Below are 22504 nucleotides of genomic sequence, written 5' to 3' on the forward strand. Positions count from 1 at the left end.
CCCTCCCGCTCAGCTGCCGAAGAGCCCGGCGCGCTCGTAGGTGTAGAAGCCGCGTCCGGTCTTGCGCCCCAGATCGCCTGCGGCGATCATCTGGTCGACCAGGGGCGGCGGAAAGAATCGCGGGTCGCGGAGCTGGTCGTAAAGGCTGGTGGCGACCGCCTTGTGGATGTCCAGGCCGACGATGTCCAGCAGCCGGAAGGTGCCCATCGGGTAGCGCAGGCCCTTGGTCACCGCGGTGTCGATCGACTCCACCGTGCCCAGACCCGCCGCCAGCGCGCGGATGCACTCGTTCTCGAACGGGATGAGGAACCGGTTGACGATGAACCCCGGGACGTCGGCCGTGGTCACGGTCGTCTTGCCGAGGCCTTCCAGGAACGTCAGCGTGCGACGGTAGGCGTCGTCGCCGGTCTGTCGCGCCTTCACCACCTCGACCAGCTTCATCAGCGGCGCCGGGTTGCAGTAGTGGGTGCCGACGACCCGCTCGGGATGCCGCGATCCGGCCGCGATCGCGGTGGCCGACAGCGTCGAGGTGTTGGTGTGCAACAGCGTGTCCGGACGGACGATCTCGTCGAGTGCGCCGAAGGTCTCGGCCTTCAGCGCGGTGTCCTCGAAGATCGCCTCGACCACCACGTCGCAGCCGGACAGGTCCTCCAGCCGTGTAGTGCCGGACAGGCCCGCCAGGGCGGTGTCGCGCGTCCTCGCGTCCAGCTTCTTCAGCTCTACGCTGCGGTCCAGGAACTCGCGTACGCCGGACAGGCCGCCGGCGACCCGGTCGTCGTCGACGTCGCGGACGATCGTCGGATGCCCGGCCCGTGCCATGACCGAGGCGATGCCGACGCCCATGGTCCCGGCGCCGAGCACCCCCACCGTGAGGCGTTCGTTCTCGACCACGTCAGGTGTCACCTTCCCCCTCGTTCGGAATTTTGATCATTTCGCCAGCTGCCCTCCGTCGATCACGATGGTCTCGCCCGTGATGAACCGGGTGGTGGGGTCGGCCAGCAGTACCGCCCAGCGGCCGAGCTCGTCCGGCTCGCCCATCCGCCCGGCCGGGATCTGCCGCCTGATGCGCTCCTCGGTCCGCGCGTCGGCGCGGGCGGCGGCGTTGATGTCGGTCGCGAAGTACCCCGGGGCCAGCGCGTTGACCTGCACGCCGTGCCGGGCCCACTCCACCGCGACGGTCCTGGTGAAAGCGATGATCGCCGCTTTGGACGCCGAGTAGGACGCGAACCCGGGGACGCCCTTGTAGGCGAAGTTCGACGCGATGTTGATGACGCGCCCCGACTCCTGGGCGACCATCGTCCGCCCGGCTGCCCGAGTGGCGAGGAACGTGCCGCGCAGGTTGGTGGCGACGACCGCGTCCCACTGCTCGTCGGTGGTGTCGAGGACGTTCGCGTTGTGCAGGATCCCCGCGTTGTTCACCAGGATGTCGAGCTTGCCGAACGCGTCCACGACCGACGCGACCATGCGGTCGACCTCGGTGGTGTCGGTGATGTCGGTACGCGCCACATGCGCGCGCCGTCCCAGCTTCTCGATCTTCGCGGCGACCCGTTCCAGGGTGGACGGGGTCCGGCCGGCGACGGCGACGTCGGCGCCCGCTTCGGCCAGGGCCAGGGCGACGGCCTCGCCGAGCCCCTGCCCGCCGCCGGTGACGATCGCGGTCTGACCCTTCAGCGGACTCATGACGTCTCCTTATGGGTTCCCCCACGCCCGCCGGCAAGAGTCGCGCCCCTGCCGTCGCGTCGTGCGGTCATGACGCCCTTCTCGACGCGGCGGGCGGTGTCGCGGCCCAAGAGGAGTCGCTGCACCTGGTTGGTGCCGTCGTAGATCTGCGTGACCTTGGCCTCGCGCAGCCGCCGCTCGGCGCCCATCTCCGCCAGGTCGCCGAGCGGGCCGAGCAGGTCGGTCACCTCGTCGGCGGCGGCCATGGCCAGGTCGGTGCAGGTGAACTTCATCATCGCGATCCCGGCGGCGGCCGCCTCCTCGTCCTCGTCCACCTGGGCCGCGACCGAGTAGAGCAGCAGGCGGGCGGATGCGATGCGGGCGCGCAGGTCGGCGAGGTGGAACTCGACGTCCTGGCGTCCGCCGCGTCCCAGCGCGCCGGTGGCTCGCGCCCAGCCCAGTGCGACGGCGTACGCGCCGCGCGCCAGTCCGAGGCCCTGCGCGCCCGCGCTGATCCGCGACTTGACGACCGAGCGCATCGACAGCGACCAGCCTTCGCCCTCGGCGCCTAGGCGGGCGGACGCGGGAAGCCGCAGGTTCTCCAAGAACAGTTCGGCGGTGCTGGATCCGTGCATGCCGAGCTTGGCGAGCGTACGGCCGCGGGTCAGCCCCGGAGCGTCACCGGGGACGAGGAACGCGGTGATGCCGCGGCGCCCCGCCGACCGGTCGACGGTGGCGAAACAGACGATCACATCGGCACGGTCGCCGGTGGTGATGAACGTCTTGCCGCCGTCCAGAATGTAGCCGCCGTCGCCGTCCGGCCGCGCCGTGGTACGCATCGCGGCCACGTCCGACCCGGCCTCGGGTTCGGAGATCGCCAGCGACCCGTACGCGGTCCCGGCGCACAGCGCCGGCAGGTACCGGCGCCGCTGCTCCTCGGTGCCGGCGATCAGGATCGGATAGCCCGCATGGGTCTGGGTCATGTAGATCAGCGCGGTCGAGCCGCAGGCCGCCGCGATCTCCTCCATCGCGACCGCGTAGGCCAGGGTGGACGATCCGCTGCCGCCGTAGGCGGGCGGGAAGATCAGCCCGGCGAGACCGGCGGACGCCAGCGCGTGGTATCCGTCCCCGGCGAACTCGCCCGTTCGGTCCCATTCGGCGGCACGCGGCGCCACATCCTTGGCCACGATGTCCCTGACCCGCCCGCGAACGGCGTGTTCCGCCTCGCCCAGCAGCCGGTCGGTCAGCGGTTCATCCAGCAGGGACGGGTCGGCGGGCGCGAAGCCGGGCAGCAGTTCCTCGTTCACCGCTCGGCCTCCTCGCCGGTGAGAGCGGGCGTGGTGAAGGCGGGGGCGCGATGCTCGCGGAAGGCCGCGATGCCTTCCGCGGCCTCCGGATCGGCGACGCAGAGCGCGGCCAGTCCCGTCTCCAGCCGGAGCCCGGCCTCCAGCGACGAGTCCAGGCCGGAGGCGACGGCCTCGAGCACTCGTCCGGACGCGTGCGGTCCGCGGCTCGCGACCGTGGCGGCGATCCGCTCGGCCGTGGCGTCCAGGTCCTCACGCGGGACGGGCGGGACGGCCACCATCCCCAGACCGTAGGCGCGGTCCGCGGTGATCCGCTCGCCGGTCAGGATCGCGTGCAGAGCGGCCTGCCTGCCGATGAGCCGCGGCAGTCGTTGGGTGCCGCCGTAGCCGGGTATCAGGCCGAGCCCGGTCTCGGGAAGGCCGAATGAGGCACGCTCAGCCGCCACGATGAACGAGCAGGCCAGCGCCAGTTCGAAACCGCCACCGAGGGCGAGTCCGCCGACCGCTGCGATCACCGGGACGGGCGAGCGTTCGAGCCGGCCGACGATCCTGCCGCCGCGTGCCAGCACCTGGTGCGCCCGTTCGGCGGGCAGCCCGGCCAGTTCGCCGAGGTCGGCGCCGGCGGAGAAGGCCTTGGTTCCCGCCCCGGTCAGGACGATCGCGCGCACGCCGGTGTCGGCGGCCGCCTCGTCCAGCGCGTCGTCCAGTCGTCCGAGCAGTTCGGCGTTCAGCGCGTTGTGGACGCCGGGACGGTTCAGCGTGAGCCACAGCGTCGCGTCCCGCCGCTCCGTCAGCAGGGTCATGTGCCCTCCTTCGTCGGAGGGGTGACCACTGGGGCGTGCCTGTTGATTCCCTCGCTTCGCTCGGTCATGCGCTCTCCTTTTCCTCGGGCACCGCGACCGCGCCGGTCGCGGTGAGCTCGCCGATCTCCTCGGCGGTGAACCCAAGGCCGCGCAGGATCTGCACGGTGTGGCCACCGACCGGGCCGACCGTGGCGGGGTCCGGGAGGGCGGGACGCGGCTCCATTCGCCATGGGGACGCGACCACGTCCACCGTCCCGTCCTCCGTTGCCAGGGACTGGATGGCCGCGCGGGCCTTGACGTGCGGGTCGTCCACCACCTCCGAGAGCGAGCGGATCGGCGCGGCGGGCACGCCGGCCTCGGCGAAGGTGTCCAGCCAGTGCGCGGCGGGACGCCTGGCCAGCCGCCCGGCGATCAGCGGCAGGATGCGCGGGCGTCCCGCGCGCCGTCCCGCGTTGTCGGCCAGGGACGGGTCGGCGGCCAGGTCGTCCAGCCCGGTGACCGAGCAGAACCGGCGCCAGATCGCGTCGCTGCCGACGGCCACCACGATCGGCCGGTCGGAGGTCTCGAACGCCTGGTAGACGGCCAGCACCGAGTCGGTTCCGCCACTGGGACGGGGCTCGGGCTCACCGGCCAGGAACGCGGCGATGCGCGGCGCCATCAGCGCCAGGTCGGTCTCGAACAGCGACACCTCGACCAGTCGTCCGGTGCCGGTGCGGTCCCGCTCGCGCAGCGCCGCCGTGATCGTGAACGCGGCCATCAGGCCGGTGACGATGTCGGACAGGGCGGTGCTGACCCGCTGCGGGGTGCCGTCCGCAGCGCCCGTCACGCTCATCAGACCGGATCTGGCCTGGGCGACCAGGTCGTACCCGGGCAGGTCGGAGTCCGGTCCGGTCAGCCCGAAACCGGAGATGGCGCAGTACACCAGGTGCGGATGCCGGGCGCGGACGGCCTTCGGGGTGAGGCCGAGCGACTCCAGCTTGGCGGGGTTGAGGTTCTCGACCAGCACGTCGGCCTTCTCCAGCAGCCGGTCGAGCACCCGGCGTCCGCCGTCGCCGCGCAGGTTGATCGCGATGCTGCGCTTGCCACGGTTCGCCGAGTGGAACCACGCCGAGTCCGCCCCGCGGAACGGCGGCCCCCAGGCCCGTGCGTCGTCGCCGTGCCCGGGACGCTCGACCTTGATGACGTCCGCGCCCATGTCGGCGAGGTACATCGTCCCGGTCGGTCCCGCATAGGAGGTGGACAGGTCCACCACCCGGATCCCGGCGAGCGGACCACCGTCCGATTTGGGTCGTGTTATCACCCTTGTCACCTTTCCAATTCCTCGCCGCAGCCACACGCCCGGCGGCCCAGAATCAGCCGCCCGGTCAGCCCGCCGCGTTCGAGCCCGGCCAGCGCCTCGGCCGCCTTCTCCAGCGGGAACACCGCCTCCACCGGAGCTCGCAACGCGCCCTTGACGCGCAGCGCGAGCAGTTCGACCAGGACCTCGCGCATATACGCGGGCTCCCTGTCCCGGTAGTCGCTGGCCTGCAGGCCGAGCACCCCGATGTTCTTGACCAGCAGATGTCCCGCCTTGACGGACGGGATGTCGCCGCCCGCGAAGCCGACCACGACCAGCCGTCCCTCCCAGGCGACGCAGCGCAGGCACGCCGCGAACAGGTCCCCGCCGACCGACTCGACCACCACGTCGGCGCCGTGCCCGCCGGTCAGTTCGCGGACCTGGTCCCGCAGCGTCGCCGGATCGGCCATCAGCGCGTGGTCGGCTCCCTGGCCGAGTGAGGCGGCGCGGCGGCGCTCGTCCCGCGCCACCGCGATCACGGTCGCGCCCAGCGCCTTGGCGAGCCCGACGGTCGCGCCGCCGACACCGCCGCCCGCGCCCGTGACCAGGACGATCTCGCCCGCTCGCAGCCGCGCCCGCCGTACCAGGGCGGCGTGGGCCGTCAGGTGCACCAGGCCGAACCCACCGGCCTCCGCACATGACATGCCGTCCGGGACGGGCACGCACAGCTCCGCCGGAACGGCCACCCGTTCGCGATAGCCGCCGTACTCCAGCTGGGCCATGACCCGTTGCCCTGGTCGCGGGGACACGACGTCCGGCGCGGCTTCCACGACCACGCCCGCGACCTCCTTGCCGGGACTGAACGGCAGCGGCGGACGCACCTGGTACCGGCCGGAGACGACCAGCAGATCGGGGAAGTTCAGCCCGCTGGCATGCACGTCGAGCACCACCTCGCCGGGGCCCGGCTCCGGCGACGGCACGTCCTCGACGACCACGTCCGCGAGCGCCCCGAAGGCATGGACCTGGACGGCGCGCACCGTCATTCGTCCCCCTCCCCGAGGCCGAGCAGGCCGGTGTCGGCACCGAGCGCGGGGACCCCGGAACCGAGATCACCGCGCACGCCGTCCGAGAGCGGGAGCGGCAGCGCGGGAACGGACCGGCCGTCGCTCCGTGCCTCGCCGGCACCGGCGAACAGGCCGGCGAACTGAGGATCGGCGACGGCGTCCTCGAGCGAAGTCACGACGCTGACGCACACGTCCAGGCCCTCGATCGCCTTCCTCCAATGCGCGGTGCCGTGCGCCGCGACACACCGGCCGACCTCGGCGATGGTGGCCTCGGGGTCGGCATCGTCGGCGCGGAACCGCTCCGGCAGCCCGATCAGCTCGCAGAACCGCTCCCAGAACCGCTGCTCCAGCGGTGCCGCAGCCAGCCAGCCGCCGTCGGCGGTGCGATAGAGCCGGTAGCGGGGGCTGCCCCCGGTGACCAGCTCTCCACCCGGCCGGGGCCACCGTCCCGTCGCCCCGGCCGTGGCCAGCGCCCAGTACTGGAGCGGGAACAGGTTGGACGCCATCGAGACGTCCAGGTGCGTGCCCCGCCCCGTCCGGTCGCGGGAGCGGAGCGCGAGCAGGATGTTGATCAGCGCCGGGTACGCGCCGCCCGCGATGTCGGCGATGAGCGCCGGCGGGACGGCGGGGGCGCCGGTGGAGTCGCGGGCAAGGTCCAGCAGCCCGGTCTCCGCGGCGTAATTGAGATCGTGCCCGGCCTGACCGGCACGCGGGCCGTGCTGCCCATACCCGCTGATCGAGCAGTACACCAGGGCGGGGTTGCGCTCGGCGAGGTCCGCGTAGCCCAGACCCAGCCGGTCCATCACCCCCGGCCTGAACTGCTCGATCAGTACGTCCGCCGTGTCAACCAGCTCGCGGACCGCGGCGGCCTGCCGCGGGTCCTTCAGATCGGCGGCGACGCTGCGCTTGCCCTGGTTGAGCAGCGCGAAGTTGGCGCTGGTCGAGCCCACCCGCGGGAGGTAGGAACGCATCTCGTCCCCGCTCTCCGGCCGCTCGATCTTGATGATCTCGGCGCCCGCGGCGGCCAGGATCAGCCCGGCCAGCGGCCCGGGAAGCAGCGTGGTGAAGTCGACGACCCGCACGCCGTCCAGTGGGCCGGTCAACTCAGGACACCTCCGTGGGCTCGTGGGACGCGGACCCGCCCGGCGCGGGCGCGGAGGCCCGCATGTCGACGTCGCGGGTCTCCGGTCCGGCCAGCGCGCCCACCACGATCAGCACTCCGGAGATCACCAGCAGCACCAGCGGGGTGTAGTCCTTGGCCATGAACGAGGCCAGGCCCGACTGGTAGAAGGCGTAGAACGACGGGATGATCACGGCCAGGCTGTAACCGAGCCCGTACCCGGAGGCCCGAACGCCGGTGTGGAACCGCTCGTTGATGTAAGTGGTGATGATCCCCCATAGCGACAACGTGACCACGCCGAGCACGGCCACCATCAACGTGACCGCCGCCAGGCCGCTGACCGCGCCGGCCACGATCAGCCCGTAGACGATCGGGGACGCCACGATCACCAGCACACCCGAGACGACGAGGGACGGCCGCCTGCCGGTGCGCTGACTGATCACGCCGGCCGCCACATACCCTGCGGTGACGAACAGGTAGGTGACGATCAACACCCCGGACACCTGGGTGGCAGACAGCCCCACCGGGCCGCTCAGCGTCCCCGGCAGCACCGCCGAGATCATGTTCAAGCTGCCCCAGACTCCGGTCATCATCAGGAAGACCTGCAGGAAGTCGCGCTTGCCCGCACCGCGGAACAGAGCCACCAGCGACGACTCGCGCTTGGCCGGACGCTCACCGGGGCCCCGGCTCTTCGCGGCCTCCTCGGCCCAGGCGGGCGACTCGGTGACCTCGCGGTGGAACCACCAGACGAACCCGAAGGCCAGCAGCGCGCCGATGACGAACGGGATGCGCCAGCCCCACTGGACGTAGGGAGAGTCCAGGCCGTCGGCCGGAATCAGCTTGAGCAGGGCGTAGGTGATCACCGCGACCGTGCAGTACGCGAGCGGATACCCGGTCATGATGAGCGCGCCGTTGAGCCCGCGCCTGCGCCTGGGCGAGTGTTCCAGCGCGAGCGGGGTCGCGCTGGTGTACTCGCCGCCGAGGAAGACCCCGTCCAGGAACCTGAGCAGGATCAGCAGTACGACGGCGGTCATCCCCCAGGTGGCGTAGCCGGGGAGCGCGGCGATGATCAGGGTGACGATGCCGAAGCCGCTCACGGCCGCGATGGTGACGCGGCGGCGGCCGATCCGGTCGGCCAGATGGCCGAAGAGAACGGCGCCGACGGGGCGGCCGAGCAGCGTGGCCGCGAAGATCATCGCGCTGATGATCGAGTTGGTGCCATCGGACACTCCGGTGGCCTTGAAGTAGACCGAGGCCGGTGCCAGGGCGAGGACCGGCAGGTAGATGTCGAACATGTCGACGTAGAAGCCCAGCCAGGCGCCGAAGACCGCGTTGCGGATCTCCTTCTTCTTCGCGTGTGCCGAGCCGCCGCCGGCGGCGGCAGGTGTGTGGTGGCGTGTACTGGACATCGCTGGGGTCCTCCTCGTCCGGCGAGCCCCCGAAACAACAGTGCTGCATAATGTCCAACATTTGCCAGCAATGTCAATACTGGTCTAGGGAACCCCCCAACTGTAGGGTCTTTAGCGGTACCTACCTGGTAACTCGGCACGGTCTGAGAAATAACAGACCTTAATCAAGATTGGCTGGGCCGGCGCGAGAGCCGGGCCGCGGGGACGCAGAGCGAGGAGATCCGATGTCCGGAACCACCCACCTCGACGCCGCCGGGACGCGCCTGGACGAGGCGACCGTGCGCGAGTACCTGGCCACCGGAGCCTGGCGCGACCGTCCCCTCAGCTCCTACCTGCGGGTCGCGATCGCCGCGGTCCCGCACCGGACGGCGGCCGTCACCCGCCGCGGCCAGGACCGCACCGCCCTCACCTACCGCGAGCTCGGCGCGCTGGTCGACCGTGTCCGCACCGGCCTGCGGCGGCTCGGTGTCGGGCCGGGGGACGTGGTGTCGGTGATGCTGCCCAACACCCACGAGTTCGCCGCCGTCATCTGGGCGATCTTCGAGCTGGGCGCCGTCTACTCCGGCGTCCCGACCGCCTACGCGCGGCGTGAGGTCACCTTCATGCTCAACCGGGCCAAGTCGAAGGTGTGGATCGTCCCCAGCGAGTACCGGGGACGCGACTACGTCGCCTTCGCGAAGGAAGTCAGGGACCAGGCGTCCACCCTCGAGACCGTCGTGGTCCTGAACCTCGGCGAGGGCTCGGGGAGCCCCGAGCGTTATGGAGACCTCGGGAGAGACGAGGGCCTGATCGGCTTCGACGAGCTGATAGCGGGCGCCCCCGAGCCGGTCCCAGCCCCACCGCCCGCTGCGGCGCTGAGCCATCTCGGGTTCACCTCAGGAACCACGGGCGAGCCGAAGGCGGTGATGAACACCCACCAGACGCTCGACGCCGTCCTCGCCTCCTGGGTGAAGCACGTCGGGCGGGACACCTACGGCGAACCGCCCGTCAACCTCGTCCCGTCCCCGATCGGGCACCACACCGGGTTCCTCTGGGGCGTGCTGCTCTCCGCCTACCTGCGCGGCACCGCCGTCTACTGGGACCGCTGGAACCCGGACGCGGCGCCCGGCGTGATCCGGGACGAGGGCGTCACCATGATGGTCGCCGCCCCGACGTTCCTCCAGGACCTGGTGCGCGTGGTCGGCGACGACCCGTCTCCGGTGGTCTCGCTGCGCATGATGGCGATCCCCGGCGCCCCGATCCCGCGCTCTCTCGTGCCCGTCGCCCGGGAACGACTCGGCTGCTTCATCTGCCCGGCCTGGGGGATGACCGAGTGGGGCATCGGCGTCTCCGCCGCTCCCGGCCTGCCGTCCGACCGGATCGACGCGACGGACGGGGTGGCCGTGCCCGGCTGCCGCGTCCGCGTCGTCGACCCGTCCACCCGCGTGGAGCTTCCGCCGGGACGCGAGGGCGCGCTGGAGATCACCGGTCCGGGGCTGTTCCTCGGATACTACGACCGTCCCGACGCCACCGCCGAGGCCATCAGGGACGGCTGGTTCGCGACCGGTGACCTGGCCGTCCTGGCCGAAGACGGACAGGTGACGCTGGCGGGGCGCACCAAGGACATCGTGATCCGCGGCGGCGAGAACATCCCGGTCACCCAGGTCGAGGATCTGCTGTACCGGCATCCGGACGTGCTGGACGCCGCCGTGGTGGGGGTGCCCGATCCCCGGCTGGGCGAGCGGGCGTGCGCGGTGCTGGCCGTGCGTCCCGATAGCATGCTTACGCTCGCCGACGTGACGAGGTTTCTGCTCGGCGAGGGATTGTCCAAGCACTTCCTACCAGAACGCCTGGAACTCGTCGATGCGCTGCCCAAGACCATGAGCGGCAAGATACGCAAGGTCGAGCTGCGCGACTGGCTCAGCGGTTGACCGAGAGCGTCGGTGACCGCGGTGGGCCCGCGTCCAGTCCGGCAGGTGGAGGGGAACAACGGTGGCGCAGACGAGCGGCAAGGTGATCGGCCGGAAGGTGCTCCGCCCCCGCCAGCAGGTGGAGGAGCAGATCCGCGCCGCGATCCTGTCCGGTGAGCTGCGCGGCGGCGAGCGGCTTCCCTCCGAGGCCGAGCTGGCCCGCCAGTTCGATGTCAGCCGCACCACCGTCCGGGAGGCGCTGCGCTCGCTGACCACCCAGAACCTCATCACCAAGGTGCCCGGCGCCAAGGGCGGCAGCTTCGTCTCCACCGTCGACTACCGGTCGCTCGGCGCGGTCCTCGCCGACTCCATGACCAACCTGCTCACGCTGGGCAGGATCGAGTTCGAAGAGGTCGCGAACGTCCGCCAGTTCCTGGAGATCCCCTCGGCGCGGCTGGCCGCCGCGCACCGCACCGAGGGCGACCTGGAGACGCTGCGCGGCATCGTCGAACGACAGCGCGCCATATCCGTCGACGACCCGCAGGTCCCCACGCTGGACGAACAGTTCCACATCACCATCGGCCGCGCCTCGGGCAACCGCGTGCTGGCCTCCTTCGTGGCGGCCCTGCACCATTCCACCGAGCCGGTCAGCTATCTCGACCTGTCTCCGGAAGTGGGACGGACGACCGTGGTCCAGCACCAGCAGATCGTCAAGGCCATCGCCGCCCGCGACCCCGATGCCGCCGAGGTCGCCATCATCGAGCACCTGACCTACCTGCGTGAGCACATCACCGCCTACAACTCCTCCCAATGAACTCGGTACACCCCGCCCGGCGATTCGGCTCCGCGGCGATGTGGCGTCCGGCCTGACGCACTCAGCCGAATGCCCGGCAGCGCGACCTCCCACGCCGTGGCCGTGGGCTCGCCCGCAACGAATTCGGGCGCGTACACCCGCAGGCCCGTCGCCGGTATATAGCGAGAAACAAAATGGTGTTTGGGACTTGTGCATTACCTCGAAACGGCTCCCGAGGTGAACGTCGAGCGGGCGCCCGGCGCCACGGGCTCGGTGCGCATCTCCACAGTGGGCCGGGACACGAAGGCCACGGCCACCCCCGCGACCGGCACCGGGCTACCGGGCGCCGAGACCACGATGAGCCTGCCCGTGATCCACGGTGAGGCGGTCCGCACCCGCCGGTCGAAGGCGGACGCCTTCTGGTCGGCGCTCACCGGCAGGGCCCGGCACGACCGCACGCCGTCGGCTAACAAGACCTCCGGGACGTCGGGCGCCTCGGCGGCGTCGCCGTTCACCGCCGGCGTCGACAAGGTGTGGCTCGACGGCAGGGCGAAGACGGACCTCGCCGACACCACGGCGCAGATAGGCGCCCCCGCCGCCTGGTCCGCCGGAGGCACCGGCGCCGGGGTTCGTGTCGCCGTCCTGGACAGCGGGGCAGACACCGCCCACCCGGACCTGGCGGACCGCATCGTGTCGTCCAAGAGCTTCGTCCCCGGCGAGGACGTCATCGACCGGCTCGGGCACGGAACCCACACCGCCTCCACCGTCGCCGGAACGGGCGCCGCCTCTCACGGCGAGGAGCGGGGGGTCGCCCCCGAGGCCGATCTGCTGGTGGGCAAGGTGCTCAGCAACAAGGGAATGGGGCAGGACTCCTGGGTCATCGCCGGCATGGAGTGGGCGGCACGGACCGAGCACGCCAAGGTGATCAACATGAGCCTGGGCGATCCGTCGCGGCACGGCCAGAACGACCCGGTGAGCCAGGCCCTGAACCAGCTGAGCGCCGAGACGGGCGCGCTTTTCGTCGTCTCCGCGGGCAACGACGGACACGGCAGCTCCTATCACCTCGGCGCGCCGGGAACCGCGGACGCCGCGCTCACCGTCGGGGCGGTGGACCGTTCCGACAATCTCGCCGAGTTCTCCAGTGCCGGGCCGCGGCTGTTCGACGACGGTCTCAAGCCCGACATCACCGCTCCCGGTGTGGGCGTAGTGGCGGCACGCTCGCAGTACATGGCGACCGGCACGGGCTACTACGTCGGGCTCGACGGCACCTCCATGGCGGCGCCCCACGTCTCCGGGGCCGCCGTTCTGCTGGCCCAAAAGCATCCTGAGTGGAGCGGGCAACAGATCAAGAACGCTCTGATGAGCTCCAGCGCGCTGACCTCCGACCACAACCCCTACGAGGCCGGAACCGGCCGGGTCTCGGCATCCGGCGCGTACTTCGCCCACGTCGTCGCGACCGGGTCGGTGGACGCGGGACTCGTCTCCTGGCCGCGCAGCACGCCGCCGCAGCCGATCAAGCGTGAGATCACCTACACCAACGTCTCGGACGCCACCGTCGCGCTGGACCTCTCCGTCGATCCAAACGGCTCCGCCGGAGGGGTGTTCACGTTGGGCGCCGACCACCTCACCGTTCCCGCGAGGGGAACCGCGCAGGTCGACCTGACGGTGGACCCGAAGGGGCTCGATGCGGGCCAGTACACCGCCCAGGTCCTGGCCAAGGACGGCGGCGGCGCCGCGGTGGCGCATACCGCTGCGGGGGTCTCCGTCGAAGCCGAGAAGCGCAACCTCACCGTCCACATGGAGGACCGCTCCGGCCGGCCCATGAGCGGCGCGGTCCACGTCGCCGGCGACAACGGAGTCGAGTCCTGGCTGTGGCTTCCCGAGGACGGCACGCTCACCAGCCGATGGGCTCCGGGCACGTACGTGCTCAGCTCGTTCGCGGACGTAGAGGGGGTGCACGGGTCCCACTCCCTTGGGGAGGCCGTGCTGGTCGCCCCGGAGGTCGACCTGACGACGGACCGGGACGTGGACCTCGATGCCTCGCGGGCCCGGCGGGTGAAGGTCGCGACGCCCAAGCCGACCGCTGTCGTCGAGAGCAGGCTCGACGTCTGGCGCTCCTTCACGTCCAGCAAGCCCGAGCCGGGCACCGGGGCCATCTTCGACGTGCTGTTCCCCTCGGCCGACTACGACAGCGTGTGGGCGCTGCCGACCAAGGATGAAGTGACGAAGGGCAGCTTCGCCTTCGGCACCAGGTTTCGTGCGGAGCAGACGCCGCTGGCGATCACCTACGAGGGCAACCGCCTCGACGGCGCGCTGGCGCAGCCCGGTTCGAGGCCGCTACCGGACGGCACCTCCCGCCTGGACGCCGTCTTCGCCGGCAACGGTACAGCGGCCGACTACGCCGGTCTGGCCGCCCGTGGCAAGGCCGTGGTCGTCCGCAGCGCCGACGCCGTGCCGACCGATCAGGCGGCGGCGGAGGCGGCGGGCGCGGCGATGCTCATCGTGGTCGACCAGGAATCCGGCCGGATCAGCGACTGGTGGTACGGCAGGCCCGACCACACCACCGCCGGATCGGTGCCGGTCGCCTCGGTGAGCCGGGACGAGGGGGAGGAGTTGATCAAGAAGCTCACCGCCGCGGACCAGCGGCCGGTACAACTGGCGGTTGAGGCCCACCCCACACCGAAATATCTCTATGACCTGGCCGACTACCATGTCGGAAGGGTGCCTGCAGACCCGTCCGCCAAGACGGACCTCCGTAGCCTCGCTCGGGTCGACCTCGACTTCGCCGTGCCCTCCGGCAAGCGGGGCCTCGAGAAGCGGGAGGATTTCCCCCCGTACCAGTGGCCGGGCGACCCGGCGTTGCAATGGGGGAACGCCGTCACCCTTCCGTTCGCCAACGAGCCGGTCGCCGCGGGGACCCGTACCGACTGGATCTCCGCCGGAACCGGCGTCCAGTGGCGGCAGTCCGGCACACTGCGGTACGCCAACAGCCAGTCCGGCGCCGTGCAGGCGTTGACGACGCGTGCCGACACGATGAGTTACGAGGCGGGCAGCACACACGAGGATCGCTGGTTCGGCCCCATCATCCGGCCACGGTTGATCGCCAACAATGCCCTGTACCGGTACGCGGACGGCGCGTTCGGCATGACCGTCGACGGACTCGGCGATGCCGGGTCCGCGCACGCCGGTCCCGCCTACGAGACGCTCTCGCTCTACCAGGGTGCCACGCAGATCTTCCAGATTCCCTACTACTACTACTTCTACTGGAGCGGGCTGGACAAGCGGGAACTGCCGTACCGGCTGGTCGTGGACACGACGGGGCAGCCCGATCTGAGCCCCTACTCCACCTCCACCAGTACCGAGTGGCGCTTCACCTCCGGTGCCACCACCGAGATGCGTGAAATCCCCTTGGTCCAGCTGGACTACGCGATGGACCTGGACCTCGCGGGCCGGGCGGAGCGCCGGACCGGCGTCTCCGTTACGCCATCGGTGCTCGGTGGCACCTCCGCGAACGACACGGTCTCCGCGGTCGGACTCGACGTCTCCTACGACGATGGAAGCACCTGGCAGCCGCAGGATCTGAAGGAGAAGAGGGGCACGTGGCGGGCGTCGCTGAACGCGCCGGCCGGGGCCTCGTACGTCTCCATCCGGGTCACCGCCAAGCAGCGGAACGGCGGCGGCGTCACACAGACCGTCATCCGCGCTTTCGGCCTCAAACCGTGAGGATGGTCAGCGACACCGTGGGTGACGGTGATGAGGCCGGCGTGGACGTGGACGACCCGGTCGCCGGCGGACACGGCCTGCCCACTGTCGCGGCCTACTTCGCCGACACTCTCTCCCTGGCGGACGGCGGCAGCGGGACGCGGCTGTACACGGACAGGTCCACCTCGCGGGACGCGGTCCAGTAGTCGAGCAGCGGGTACGGCCATACCTGTGACACGCGGCCTGCGGCGTTCTTGTACCAGCTGTTCACCCCGGCCGCGCCCCAGGCCATCCGCCGGTTCTCGGCGTCCAGGGCCTCGTTGTACCGCTCGTAGGCGTCCTCGCGGAGGTCGAGTGCAGCGTCGCCGCGGGTCAGCAGGCCCTTGATCGCGGTGAGGATGTATTCCACCGACAACTCGGAGAACAGCACCGTGCTGCCGTTGACGACCAGGTTGGTGTTGGGTCCGTAGACGCAGAACAGGTTCGGGAAGTGCGGGATGGTGATGCCGAGGTAGGCGCGGGCGTCGCCGTGCCAGTACTCCTGCAGGTCCAGGCCGTTCACGCCGGTCACGGAGAACGACGACAGGAACTGCTGCGCGGAGAACCCGGTGCTGTAGATGATGACGTCGAGTTCGTGCTCCACCCCGTCGTCGGTGCGGATCCCGTTCGGGGTGAACTCGAGGATCTTTCCGGTCTCCAGGTGGGCGTTGTCCTGCTTGAGTGCCCGGGACCAGGCGCCGTTGTCGCGCAGCATCCGCTTGGCCCCCGGAGGGTAGGCCGGGATGACCTTTTCCAGCAGGTCGGGGCGGTCGCCGAATGTCTCGGTGAGGAACTCGGTCAGCTTCTCGCGCAGGTGCTCGTTGGCCGCGGACACCGAGCCCGGCTTGTCCCAGCCCGGCTCGGCCTGGCTGAACCGGCGGCGACCCTCCACCGATGTCCAGAACTGGTAGAAGCGGAACCACTGCGCGTAGTGGGGGACCGTGCGGAACAGCCACAGCTGGTCCTCCTCGATCCGGTCGACGTAGTTCGCGCTCGGCAGTATCCATGGCGGGTTGCGCTGGAAGACGGTCAGCTCGGCGACCGTCCCGGCGATCGCGGGCACGACCTGGAAGGCGCTCGCGCCGGTGCCGATCACGCCCACCCTCTTGTCCGCCAGGTCCACGTCGTGACGCCACTGGGCGGTGTGGAAGCTCGGGCCTGCGAACAGCTCCTGCCCGGGGAACGCCGGGATCAGCGGGGTGTTCAGCTGGCCGACCGCGCTGATGATCGCGTCGAACGTCTCGGTCACCGCAGGGCCAGAGGCGCCGCGTGAGGTCACCCGCCAGGTGGCGGCGTCCGTGTCGTACGCGGCCGACAGCACCCGGGTGCTGAACCGGATCAGCGGCAGCAGTCCGCTGTCCGTCGCGAAGTCGGCGAAGTACTGCCTGATCGAGTCCTGGGTGGAGAAGTAGCAGGGCCAATCGGGCTTCTGGGCGAAGGAGTAGCTGTAGGCATAGTTGTGGGTGTCCAGCCGGCAGCCCGGATAGGTGTTCTCGAACCACGTGCCGCCGACTCCTGGGTTCTTCTCGAACACCACGGTCTCGATCCCGGCCTGCTTGAGCCGGTACGCCGCGACGAGGCCGGACAGACCGGTGCCGATCACGGCAACGCGAAAGGGCCGGCCGGGCGCGACCTCCGTCAGCGTCCAGCCCGGCGCGCCGCAGTCGTGCGGGACGTCGAGCTCGTGCGCGAGCAGCGGCAGATAGACGTCCGGCGCGCCGTGGGCGATGTAGTCGAGCAGCTCACGGAGCCGGGCGGGCTCCGGCTCCGTGACGGCGGTGAACCCGCCGTCACGGAAGGCACGCAGCCCCTTGAGGCACAGCGCGCGGGCGCGGGCTTGCTGCTCCTTGTCGAGGCCGCCCTGGTGCAGGCCACCGACGGCGGGCGGCACCGAGACCGGGCGCAGCGATTCCGGTATACAGCCGTCGTCGCCGAGCACCTGGGCGAGGGTGACGAGCAGCGATGGGAGGTCGGCGACCTGAAGTGCGCGGATCAGGTGCTCGTCGCTCCAGTCGCCTGCCGGTCCCTGGGGCACGGCGGTGGGTTCAGACATGGCGGGATCTACCTTCACTGGACTACTGGGAGATGAGCCGGGCCGACGCGGCGCGGGCGTTCCAGGCGGCCGGCAGCCACGGTGCGTACAACGCGAGCTGACCGAGTGCGACGGGCTCGCTGCCCTGCTCGGCGACCGCGGCGACGTACCGGTCGGGGCGTACCAGGACGGTGACCGCTGTGCCGGCGAGCGCGGAGATCTCCCCGGAGGCGACCGTGACGGCGAGGGACGTGGGCCCGGGGCCGTCACCGGGCGGCGCCAGCGGGATGACCTCCACGGTGCCCGCCGCGCCGCGGCCGATCCGTAGCGCGCACCAGCCGGAACCGAGAAGCGTGTCAAGCGGGACCCGATCGCCGCCGGGCAGCGTGACGTCCGGCTGGGACAGCGCCCGGCCGACCATGTCCCCGACGGCGCGGCGCACGTCCCGGCCGGCCGGCACGACACAGCCGTCGGTGAAGTGCGGCTGCTTGAGGAACTTCATCCCTGCCAGCCACGCCTTCGCCGGCGGCACCAGGTTCGCGGCCCGGGCCAGCAGGTCCCGGCCGCGCGTCACCCGCGCGTCGGTGCCCATGACGACCTGCCCGATGCGGCGGGAGATCGCGATCATGTCTCTGGCGTGCGGCCGGCGCTCCGATTCGTACGTTCTCACCAGCTCGCCGGTCCCAGTGCCGGAGACCGCGGCGGCCACCTTCCAGGCGAGGTTGGCCGCGTCCCTGATGCCGGCGTTCAGGCCCTGTCCGGCGAACGGCGGCATCATGTGTGCCGCGTCGCCTGCGAGCAGCACCCGGCCGTGGATGAAACGCCGCGCGACCAGCTGGTGCGCGACGTACACCCTGGCACGGCGGATAGCGGTCGGCGCCACCCGGTAGCCCAGGTAGGGTTCGGTCAAGTCGGCGACCGCATCGGGCGTGGTCATCTCCTCGTGGGTTTCGCCCGGCAGCAGCATGAACTCGAACCGGCAGCGGCCCTTGACGCCGGGCACGACGACCGCCGGGCGGGTGCCGTTGCAGTGGAATTCCGCGAACGGTTCATGTGCGCCCGTGTTGAGCAGGTCGACGACGATCCACTCCTCCACCTGCGTGGAGCCCTCCATGGGAATGCCGAGCGCGGTCCGGATCGGGCTGCGTCCGCCGTCGCAGGCGATCAGCCAGCCCGCCCGTACCGAGGTGGCACCGTCCGGACCGGTGAGTGTCATCTCGACGTGGTCTCGGCGGACGACGAGGCCGCCGGCCTCGGTGGACATCCGCAGATCCACCTTCCGGCGGCGGGCCGCATCGAGCAGCAGCTTCTCGAGCACGGGCTGGTCGAACTGCGACTTGCCGGGCTGCCCGAGCCGAGCGCGGCCCGGCCGCACCTCGGCGAGGAGCTGACCGCGTGCGCCGAAGTAGCGCGCGCCGGTGTCGAGCAGCATCTCCGGTGCCAGCCGCCCGAGGATCCCGATCTGCTGCATGACCCGCAGCATCTCGTCGGTCGCGCTGATCGCGCGCGGCTCGTCGCTGGTGACGGCGTTCCGCTCGGCCACGATGACGCGCACGCCGTAGTCGGTGAGCAGGTTCGCGGCGGTCAGCCCGGTCGGCCCCGCGCCGACGACGAGCACGTCGGTCTCAAGCACCGCGCCCATCCAGTTCGGAAACGATCCTGTTGCGCAGCACGCCGAGGCCGGTGATCTCGACCTCCACCACGTCGCCCGGCGACAGCAGGCCGGGCGGGTCCATGAACATGCCGACGCCGCCGGGGGTACCGGTCACGATGACGTCGCCGGCGGCGAGGCGAGTGAACCCGGTGACGTACGCGATCAGCTCGGGAATGGGGAAGTACAGGTCGGCGACGCTCGCGGACTGCCGTACCGCTCCGTTGACGCGGGTCTCCAGCTTCAGGTCACTGACCGGGCCGAGGTCGGCGGCCGGCACCAGGTACGGGCCGAACGCTCCGGTGCCGGGGAAGTTCTTACCGGGAATCCACTGGCTGGTGACGCGCTGCCAGTCACGGGCGGTGAAGTCGTTGTAGGCCGCGTACCCGGCGACGTAGTCGTAGGCGTCCGTCTCGGCGACGTGGAACGCGTCCCTGCCGATGACCAGGGCCAGCTCGCCTTCGTAGTCGAACCGCGTGCTGGCGGCGGGGTAGACGGCGGGGGCGAGGTGGCCGATCTGGGTGTCGGCGAACCGGGTGAAGACGGTCGGCGCCTTCTGCTCGGTGCGGCCGGTCTCCTGCTGATGGGTACGGTAGTTCACCCCGATGCAGATGATCTTTCCGGGGTCGGTGACGGCCGGCAGGAACGTGATCTCGGCCTCCGGCCTGGCCGGGGCTGCGGCGTGGTCACGGACCGTTCCGAAGACGCCGCGCGCGACGGCGTCCTTGAGGCCGGCGGCCAGCCCCAGGCCGGTCGGCCCGAGGTCGTAGGCGGTCCCGTCGATGATCACACCCCAGGTGGGCGTGCCGTCTGCGGCGGTAAAGCTCGCGTAGTGCGTCAAGGGAGGTCCTTAATTCAGGAGGAACGGCCGGTGCCGTCACTGGCACCCACCCGCTCCGCGCTCAGGGCTGGTAGGAGATGGCGGCGAGCAGCTTGTCGGTGGTCGCGTCGGCTTCGATCGCCAGGCACTCGGCGGCGATCACCCGGTCCGGACGGATGAACAGCACCCCGTAGGGGCGCACGTCGAACCACTCCTTGATCCGGCCGGCCGCGTCGCCGATGGCCAGCACGCCATCGCCGGCGTGCGCGGACGCCCAGCCACGCTGTACCTCGGGCACGGCGGTCACCAGGACCGCGCCGATCCGCGTCAGCGCGTCGGCGTGTTCGGCGGTCAGCAGCCGCCTGGGGTCGTTGTTCCACGCGATGACCGCCCAGCGGGGGCCGAGCACGTCGTCGAGCAGCCGCACCGTGCCGTCGGGGCCGGACACCTTCGGCTGGATGAACAACTTGCCCGCCGACGTGGTGATGCCGTGCTCGGGGATGATCGACTTATACTCCCGGACCACGGTGGGGACCACGGCGCCCTTGGTGTAGCTCGGCATCGGCTTGAACTTCATCGAGCTGAAGTACTGCTTGACGGCCGGGATCCGGTCGCCGACGAAGCCGACGGCGGTGCGGAAGACCTCACGGACGATACCGGTCCCGGCGAATGTCCTGCCCATCTGGACGGACAGGTCGACCATGCCCTTGACGTGGTCGCGGCGCTCGGCCTGGTAGGTGTCGAGCAGCGCGTCGGCCGACGTTCCGCTGAGCACGGCGGCGAGCTTCCAGCCGAGGTTCATCGCGTCGCGGATGCAGGAATTCCAGCCCTGCCCGGCGTTGACCGGCATGATGTGGGCGGCGTCGCCGGCGATCAGCACCCGGCCCTTGCGCCAGGCCGTGGCGACCCGGGCGTTGTGGGTGTAGACGCGGCGGCGGACGATGTTCAGCCGGGCGGGGTCCGGCACGTGGTCGGCGAGCATCTTGTGCACGAACTCCTCCGACTCGGCGTACTCGGCGGTCTCGGCGGGGTCCAGGTTGAACTCCCAGCGGCGGATGCCGTGCGGCAGCCCGAACGTCGCCCAGCCGCGCCCGGTGTCGGCGCCGAAGATCGCGTTCGGCGACCCGATCGGGTCATCGGCCACGTCGATGACCAGGCACTGCTTGAGGGTGGTGCCTTCGAAGCCGGCGCCGATCCACTCCCGGGTGAACGACCGGCCGCCCTCGGTGCCGACCATGTAGTCGGCGGTGACAGCGGAATCCTGCTCGCTGAGGAGGTCTTTGACGGTGACCGTGACCTGCTGCCGGTCGGCTTCGATGGCCACCATCTCGGTGTTGAACCGGACCTCGACGCAGTCGAAGCGCTTGAGCCCGGCCAGCAGTTCCCGGTCGACGAGTGGCTGGATGAACCCGTTCCGCCGCGACCAGCCGAACTCGTCGGTCTGCGGCGCCATCTCCGCGACGACCTTGCCCTGGCCGTTGACCGCGCGCACCATGTGGTGCGGAACGGTGTGCGCGAGCACCTCGTTGACGAGGTCGATGGCCTGCATGGAGCGCAACGCCTCGTCGTCGATGCCGATGGCGCGCGGGTAGTCGATCAGTTCGGGCAGCTTCTCGACGAGCAGGGTGCGGACGCCGAAGCGGCCGAGCAGGTTGGCCAGCATCAGCCCGGTGGGCCCTGCGCCGACGACGACGACCTGGTAGTCACTCATCGCTCACCCTCGGAAGCTCTCGATCAGGGCCTTGCTCGCGCCCGCCAGCAGGCCGACGTCGGTGCCGAGCCCGACGAAGTCGACGTCGCGCGCCTCCGCGAGCGCGCCGGCGTACGCGCCGGACAGGCAGAAGATGCCGACGGCGATCCCGGCCTTGCGCGCGCCGGCGATGACCTCGTCGATGGCCGCGCGCACCGGCCCGTCCGCCCAGTCGAGGCGAGGCGGCCGGCCGAGGGAGACGGCCAGGTCCGCCGGGCCGATATAGACGCCGTCCAGCCCTGGCGTCGCCAGGATCTCGTCGAGTGCCGCGAGCCCGGCGGCCGACTCGATCTGCGCGTAGCCGCGGACGGCGTCGTTGGCCGCCGCGAGCGGGCTCGGCCCGGCGTACAGGCCGGGCCGCAGCGGCCCGAGGCTCCGCCCGCCGGCCGGCGGGAACTTGACGGCGGCGACCAGGGCGGCGGCCTGCGCGGCGGTCTCGACCGTCGGCGCGATGATGCCGCCGGCTCCGGCGTCGAGCACGGCGCCGATGATGCCGGAGTCGATTCGGGGCACCCGTACCAGCGTGCGGGAAAGGGAGCCAGGGATCGACCGGATCAGCGTGGTCGCGGAGCCGAGGTCGTGCTCGCCGTGCTGCATGTCGACGACGACGCCGTCGAACCCGCCCGCCAGGGCGTGCTCGGCCATCAGCAGCGACCGGGTGGACAGGTGCAGGTACGTGGGAACGGTCATGACCGAGCGAAGCGAGGGAATCAAAGAACGCGCCCCAGTGGTCACACCCTCCGACGCAGGAGGGTTCATGACCCGATCACCGGCCGAGGTGCGTCCGTGTTGACGAACACAGGCTTGATGTTCCGCTCGGCCAGCAGCCATTCGCCGTCGACCAGCTCGAAGCGGTCGTGCCACTCGCCCACCGATGCCGGGGTGGACGGCTGCGCGCTGCTGTCGCGGAACACGACGTAGTACGAGGTGGCCCGCAGTTCGCCGTCCTCGCCGCGGAACACTCGCGTGTTGCTGACGACATGCCGGACCTGGCTCGGGTTCAGCACCCGCTTGGCGCCCCAGGCGCGGAGCGCCTCACGGCCGATCATGGTCCCCATCGGCCCGTCGGAGGTGTAATCCTCGGTGACCAGTTCCCAGAGCCGGTCGGCCTGTCCGTGGTCGTTGCGCCAGGCGTGCTCGGCGACCAGGGCCAGGACGGCCAGCCGCTCTTCGGTCGTAACAGTGCTCACGGC

At 71.0% G+C, this 22504-nt stretch carries 17 protein-coding genes; 3 read left to right on the forward strand and 14 right to left on the reverse strand.

The features are described from left to right. Positions 1 to 9: 9 nt before the first annotated feature. The 8 genes from OG417_RS12710 to OG417_RS12745 form a co-directional block, all read right to left on the reverse strand. Positions 10 to 903 carry a 3-hydroxyacyl-CoA dehydrogenase family protein gene (locus tag OG417_RS12710; RefSeq protein ID WP_329254620.1) on the reverse strand — a complete coding sequence of 298 codons (894 nt, stop codon included), beginning with the start codon at positions 901 to 903 and terminating at the stop codon, positions 10 to 12. Positions 904 to 927: 24 nt separating this feature from the next. Next, positions 928 to 1680: an SDR family NAD(P)-dependent oxidoreductase gene (locus OG417_RS12715; protein WP_329254623.1), complete on the reverse strand. Its 753-nt coding sequence runs from the start codon at positions 1678 to 1680 to the stop codon at positions 928 to 930. After that, positions 1677 to 2966: an acyl-CoA dehydrogenase family protein gene (locus tag OG417_RS12720; protein ID WP_329254626.1), complete on the reverse strand. Its 1290-nt coding sequence runs from the start codon at positions 2964 to 2966 to the stop codon at positions 1677 to 1679. The genes OG417_RS12715 and OG417_RS12720 overlap by 4 nt, the downstream gene beginning before the upstream one ends. Beyond that, a complete protein-coding gene (locus OG417_RS12725) occupies positions 2963 to 3766 on the reverse strand; it encodes an enoyl-CoA hydratase/isomerase family protein (protein ID WP_329254629.1) in 804 nt (267 codons plus the stop codon). Before OG417_RS12725 ends, OG417_RS12720 begins: the two co-directional genes overlap by 4 nt. Positions 3767 to 3830: 64 nt before the next feature. Then, positions 3831 to 5075 carry a CaiB/BaiF CoA transferase family protein gene (locus OG417_RS12730; protein ID WP_329254632.1) on the reverse strand — a complete coding sequence of 415 codons (1245 nt, stop codon included), beginning with the start codon at positions 5073 to 5075 and terminating at the stop codon, positions 3831 to 3833. Next, complete coding sequence (locus OG417_RS12735; RefSeq protein WP_329254635.1) at positions 5072 to 6085, reverse strand: NADPH:quinone oxidoreductase family protein; 1014 nt, start codon at positions 6083 to 6085, stop codon at positions 5072 to 5074. The genes OG417_RS12730 and OG417_RS12735 overlap by 4 nt, the downstream gene beginning before the upstream one ends. Then, on the reverse strand, positions 6082 to 7209 hold the full coding sequence (locus OG417_RS12740; protein WP_329254638.1) for a CaiB/BaiF CoA transferase family protein: 1128 nt from the start codon (positions 7207 to 7209) through the stop codon (positions 6082 to 6084). Before OG417_RS12740 ends, OG417_RS12735 begins: the two co-directional genes overlap by 4 nt. Position 7210: 1 nt before the next feature. After that, the gene (locus OG417_RS12745; protein WP_329254641.1) at positions 7211 to 8635 is read right to left on the reverse strand and encodes an MFS transporter; all 1425 of its coding nucleotides are present in this window, start codon (positions 8633 to 8635) and stop codon (positions 7211 to 7213) included. A 224-nt stretch (positions 8636 to 8859) separates the two neighbouring features. Between OG417_RS12745 and OG417_RS12750 the strand changes: the two genes are divergently transcribed. From OG417_RS12750 to OG417_RS12760, 3 genes are all read left to right on the forward strand, one after another. After that, entirely contained in the window at positions 8860 to 10545 is a 1686-nt protein-coding gene (locus OG417_RS12750; RefSeq protein ID WP_329254644.1) for an AMP-binding protein, read from the forward strand. A 61-nt stretch (positions 10546 to 10606) separates the two neighbouring features. Further along, the gene (locus OG417_RS12755; protein WP_329254647.1) at positions 10607 to 11338 is read left to right on the forward strand and encodes a FadR/GntR family transcriptional regulator; all 732 of its coding nucleotides are present in this window, start codon (positions 10607 to 10609) and stop codon (positions 11336 to 11338) included. Positions 11339 to 11527: 189 nt separating this feature from the next. Continuing rightward, the gene (locus OG417_RS12760) at positions 11528 to 15040 is read left to right on the forward strand and encodes a S8 family serine peptidase (protein ID WP_329262251.1); all 3513 of its coding nucleotides are present in this window, start codon (positions 11528 to 11530) and stop codon (positions 15038 to 15040) included. A 94-nt stretch (positions 15041 to 15134) separates the two neighbouring features. Here OG417_RS12760 and OG417_RS12765 read toward each other — a convergent pair whose 3' ends face one another. From OG417_RS12765 to OG417_RS12790, 6 genes are all read right to left on the reverse strand, one after another. Beyond that, entirely contained in the window at positions 15135 to 16949 is a 1815-nt protein-coding gene (locus OG417_RS12765; RefSeq protein ID WP_329254650.1) for a flavin-containing monooxygenase, read from the reverse strand. Positions 16950 to 17133: 184 nt separating this feature from the next. Beyond that, entirely contained in the window at positions 17134 to 18732 is a 1599-nt protein-coding gene (locus OG417_RS12770; protein ID WP_329254653.1) for an FAD-dependent monooxygenase, read from the reverse strand. Continuing rightward, a complete protein-coding gene (locus tag OG417_RS12775; RefSeq protein WP_329254656.1) occupies positions 18716 to 19582 on the reverse strand; it encodes a fumarylacetoacetate hydrolase family protein in 867 nt (288 codons plus the stop codon). Before OG417_RS12775 ends, OG417_RS12770 begins: the two co-directional genes overlap by 17 nt. A gap of 61 nt (positions 19583 to 19643) precedes the next feature. Next, positions 19644 to 21272 carry a bifunctional 3-(3-hydroxy-phenyl)propionate/3-hydroxycinnamic acid hydroxylase MhpA gene (gene mhpA / locus OG417_RS12780; RefSeq protein ID WP_329254659.1) on the reverse strand — a complete coding sequence of 543 codons (1629 nt, stop codon included), beginning with the start codon at positions 21270 to 21272 and terminating at the stop codon, positions 19644 to 19646. Positions 21273 to 21275: 3 nt separating this feature from the next. After that, positions 21276 to 22001, reverse strand: a complete 726-nt coding sequence (locus OG417_RS12785; protein WP_329254662.1) for an HpcH/HpaI aldolase family protein — start codon at positions 21999 to 22001, stop codon at positions 21276 to 21278. Between the two features lie 65 nt (positions 22002 to 22066). Beyond that, positions 22067 to 22501, reverse strand: a complete 435-nt coding sequence (locus OG417_RS12790; protein ID WP_329254665.1) for a nuclear transport factor 2 family protein — start codon at positions 22499 to 22501, stop codon at positions 22067 to 22069. Positions 22502 to 22504 lie beyond the last annotated feature (3 nt).

This window comes from Actinoallomurus sp. NBC_01490, assembly GCF_036227085.1.
Classification (GTDB): domain Bacteria; phylum Actinomycetota; class Actinomycetes; order Streptosporangiales; family Streptosporangiaceae; genus Actinoallomurus; species Actinoallomurus oryzae.

Bases quoted from the DNA above. Each gene is read 5' to 3' on its own strand.
- OG417_RS12735 (WP_329254635.1), bottom strand. From the start codon at position 6,085: ATGACGGTGCGCGCCGTCCAGGTCCATGCCTTCGGGGCGCTCGCGGAC.
- mhpA (WP_329254659.1), bottom strand. From the start codon at position 21,272: ATGAGTGACTACCAGGTCGTCGTCGTCGGCGCAGGGCCCACCGGGCTG.
- OG417_RS12725 (WP_329254629.1), bottom strand. From the start codon at position 3,766: ATGACCCTGCTGACGGAGCGGCGGGACGCGACGCTGTGGCTCACGCTG.
- OG417_RS12750 (WP_329254644.1), top strand. From the start codon at position 8,860: ATGTCCGGAACCACCCACCTCGACGCCGCCGGGACGCGCCTGGACGAG.
- OG417_RS12770 (WP_329254653.1), bottom strand. From the start codon at position 18,732: ATGGGCGCGGTGCTTGAGACCGACGTGCTCGTCGTCGGCGCGGGGCCG.
- OG417_RS12785 (WP_329254662.1), bottom strand. From the start codon at position 22,001: ATGACCGTTCCCACGTACCTGCACCTGTCCACCCGGTCGCTGCTGATG.
- OG417_RS12745 (WP_329254641.1), bottom strand. From the start codon at position 8,635: ATGTCCAGTACACGCCACCACACACCTGCCGCCGCCGGCGGCGGCTCG.
- OG417_RS12715 (WP_329254623.1), bottom strand. From the start codon at position 1,680: ATGAGTCCGCTGAAGGGTCAGACCGCGATCGTCACCGGCGGCGGGCAG.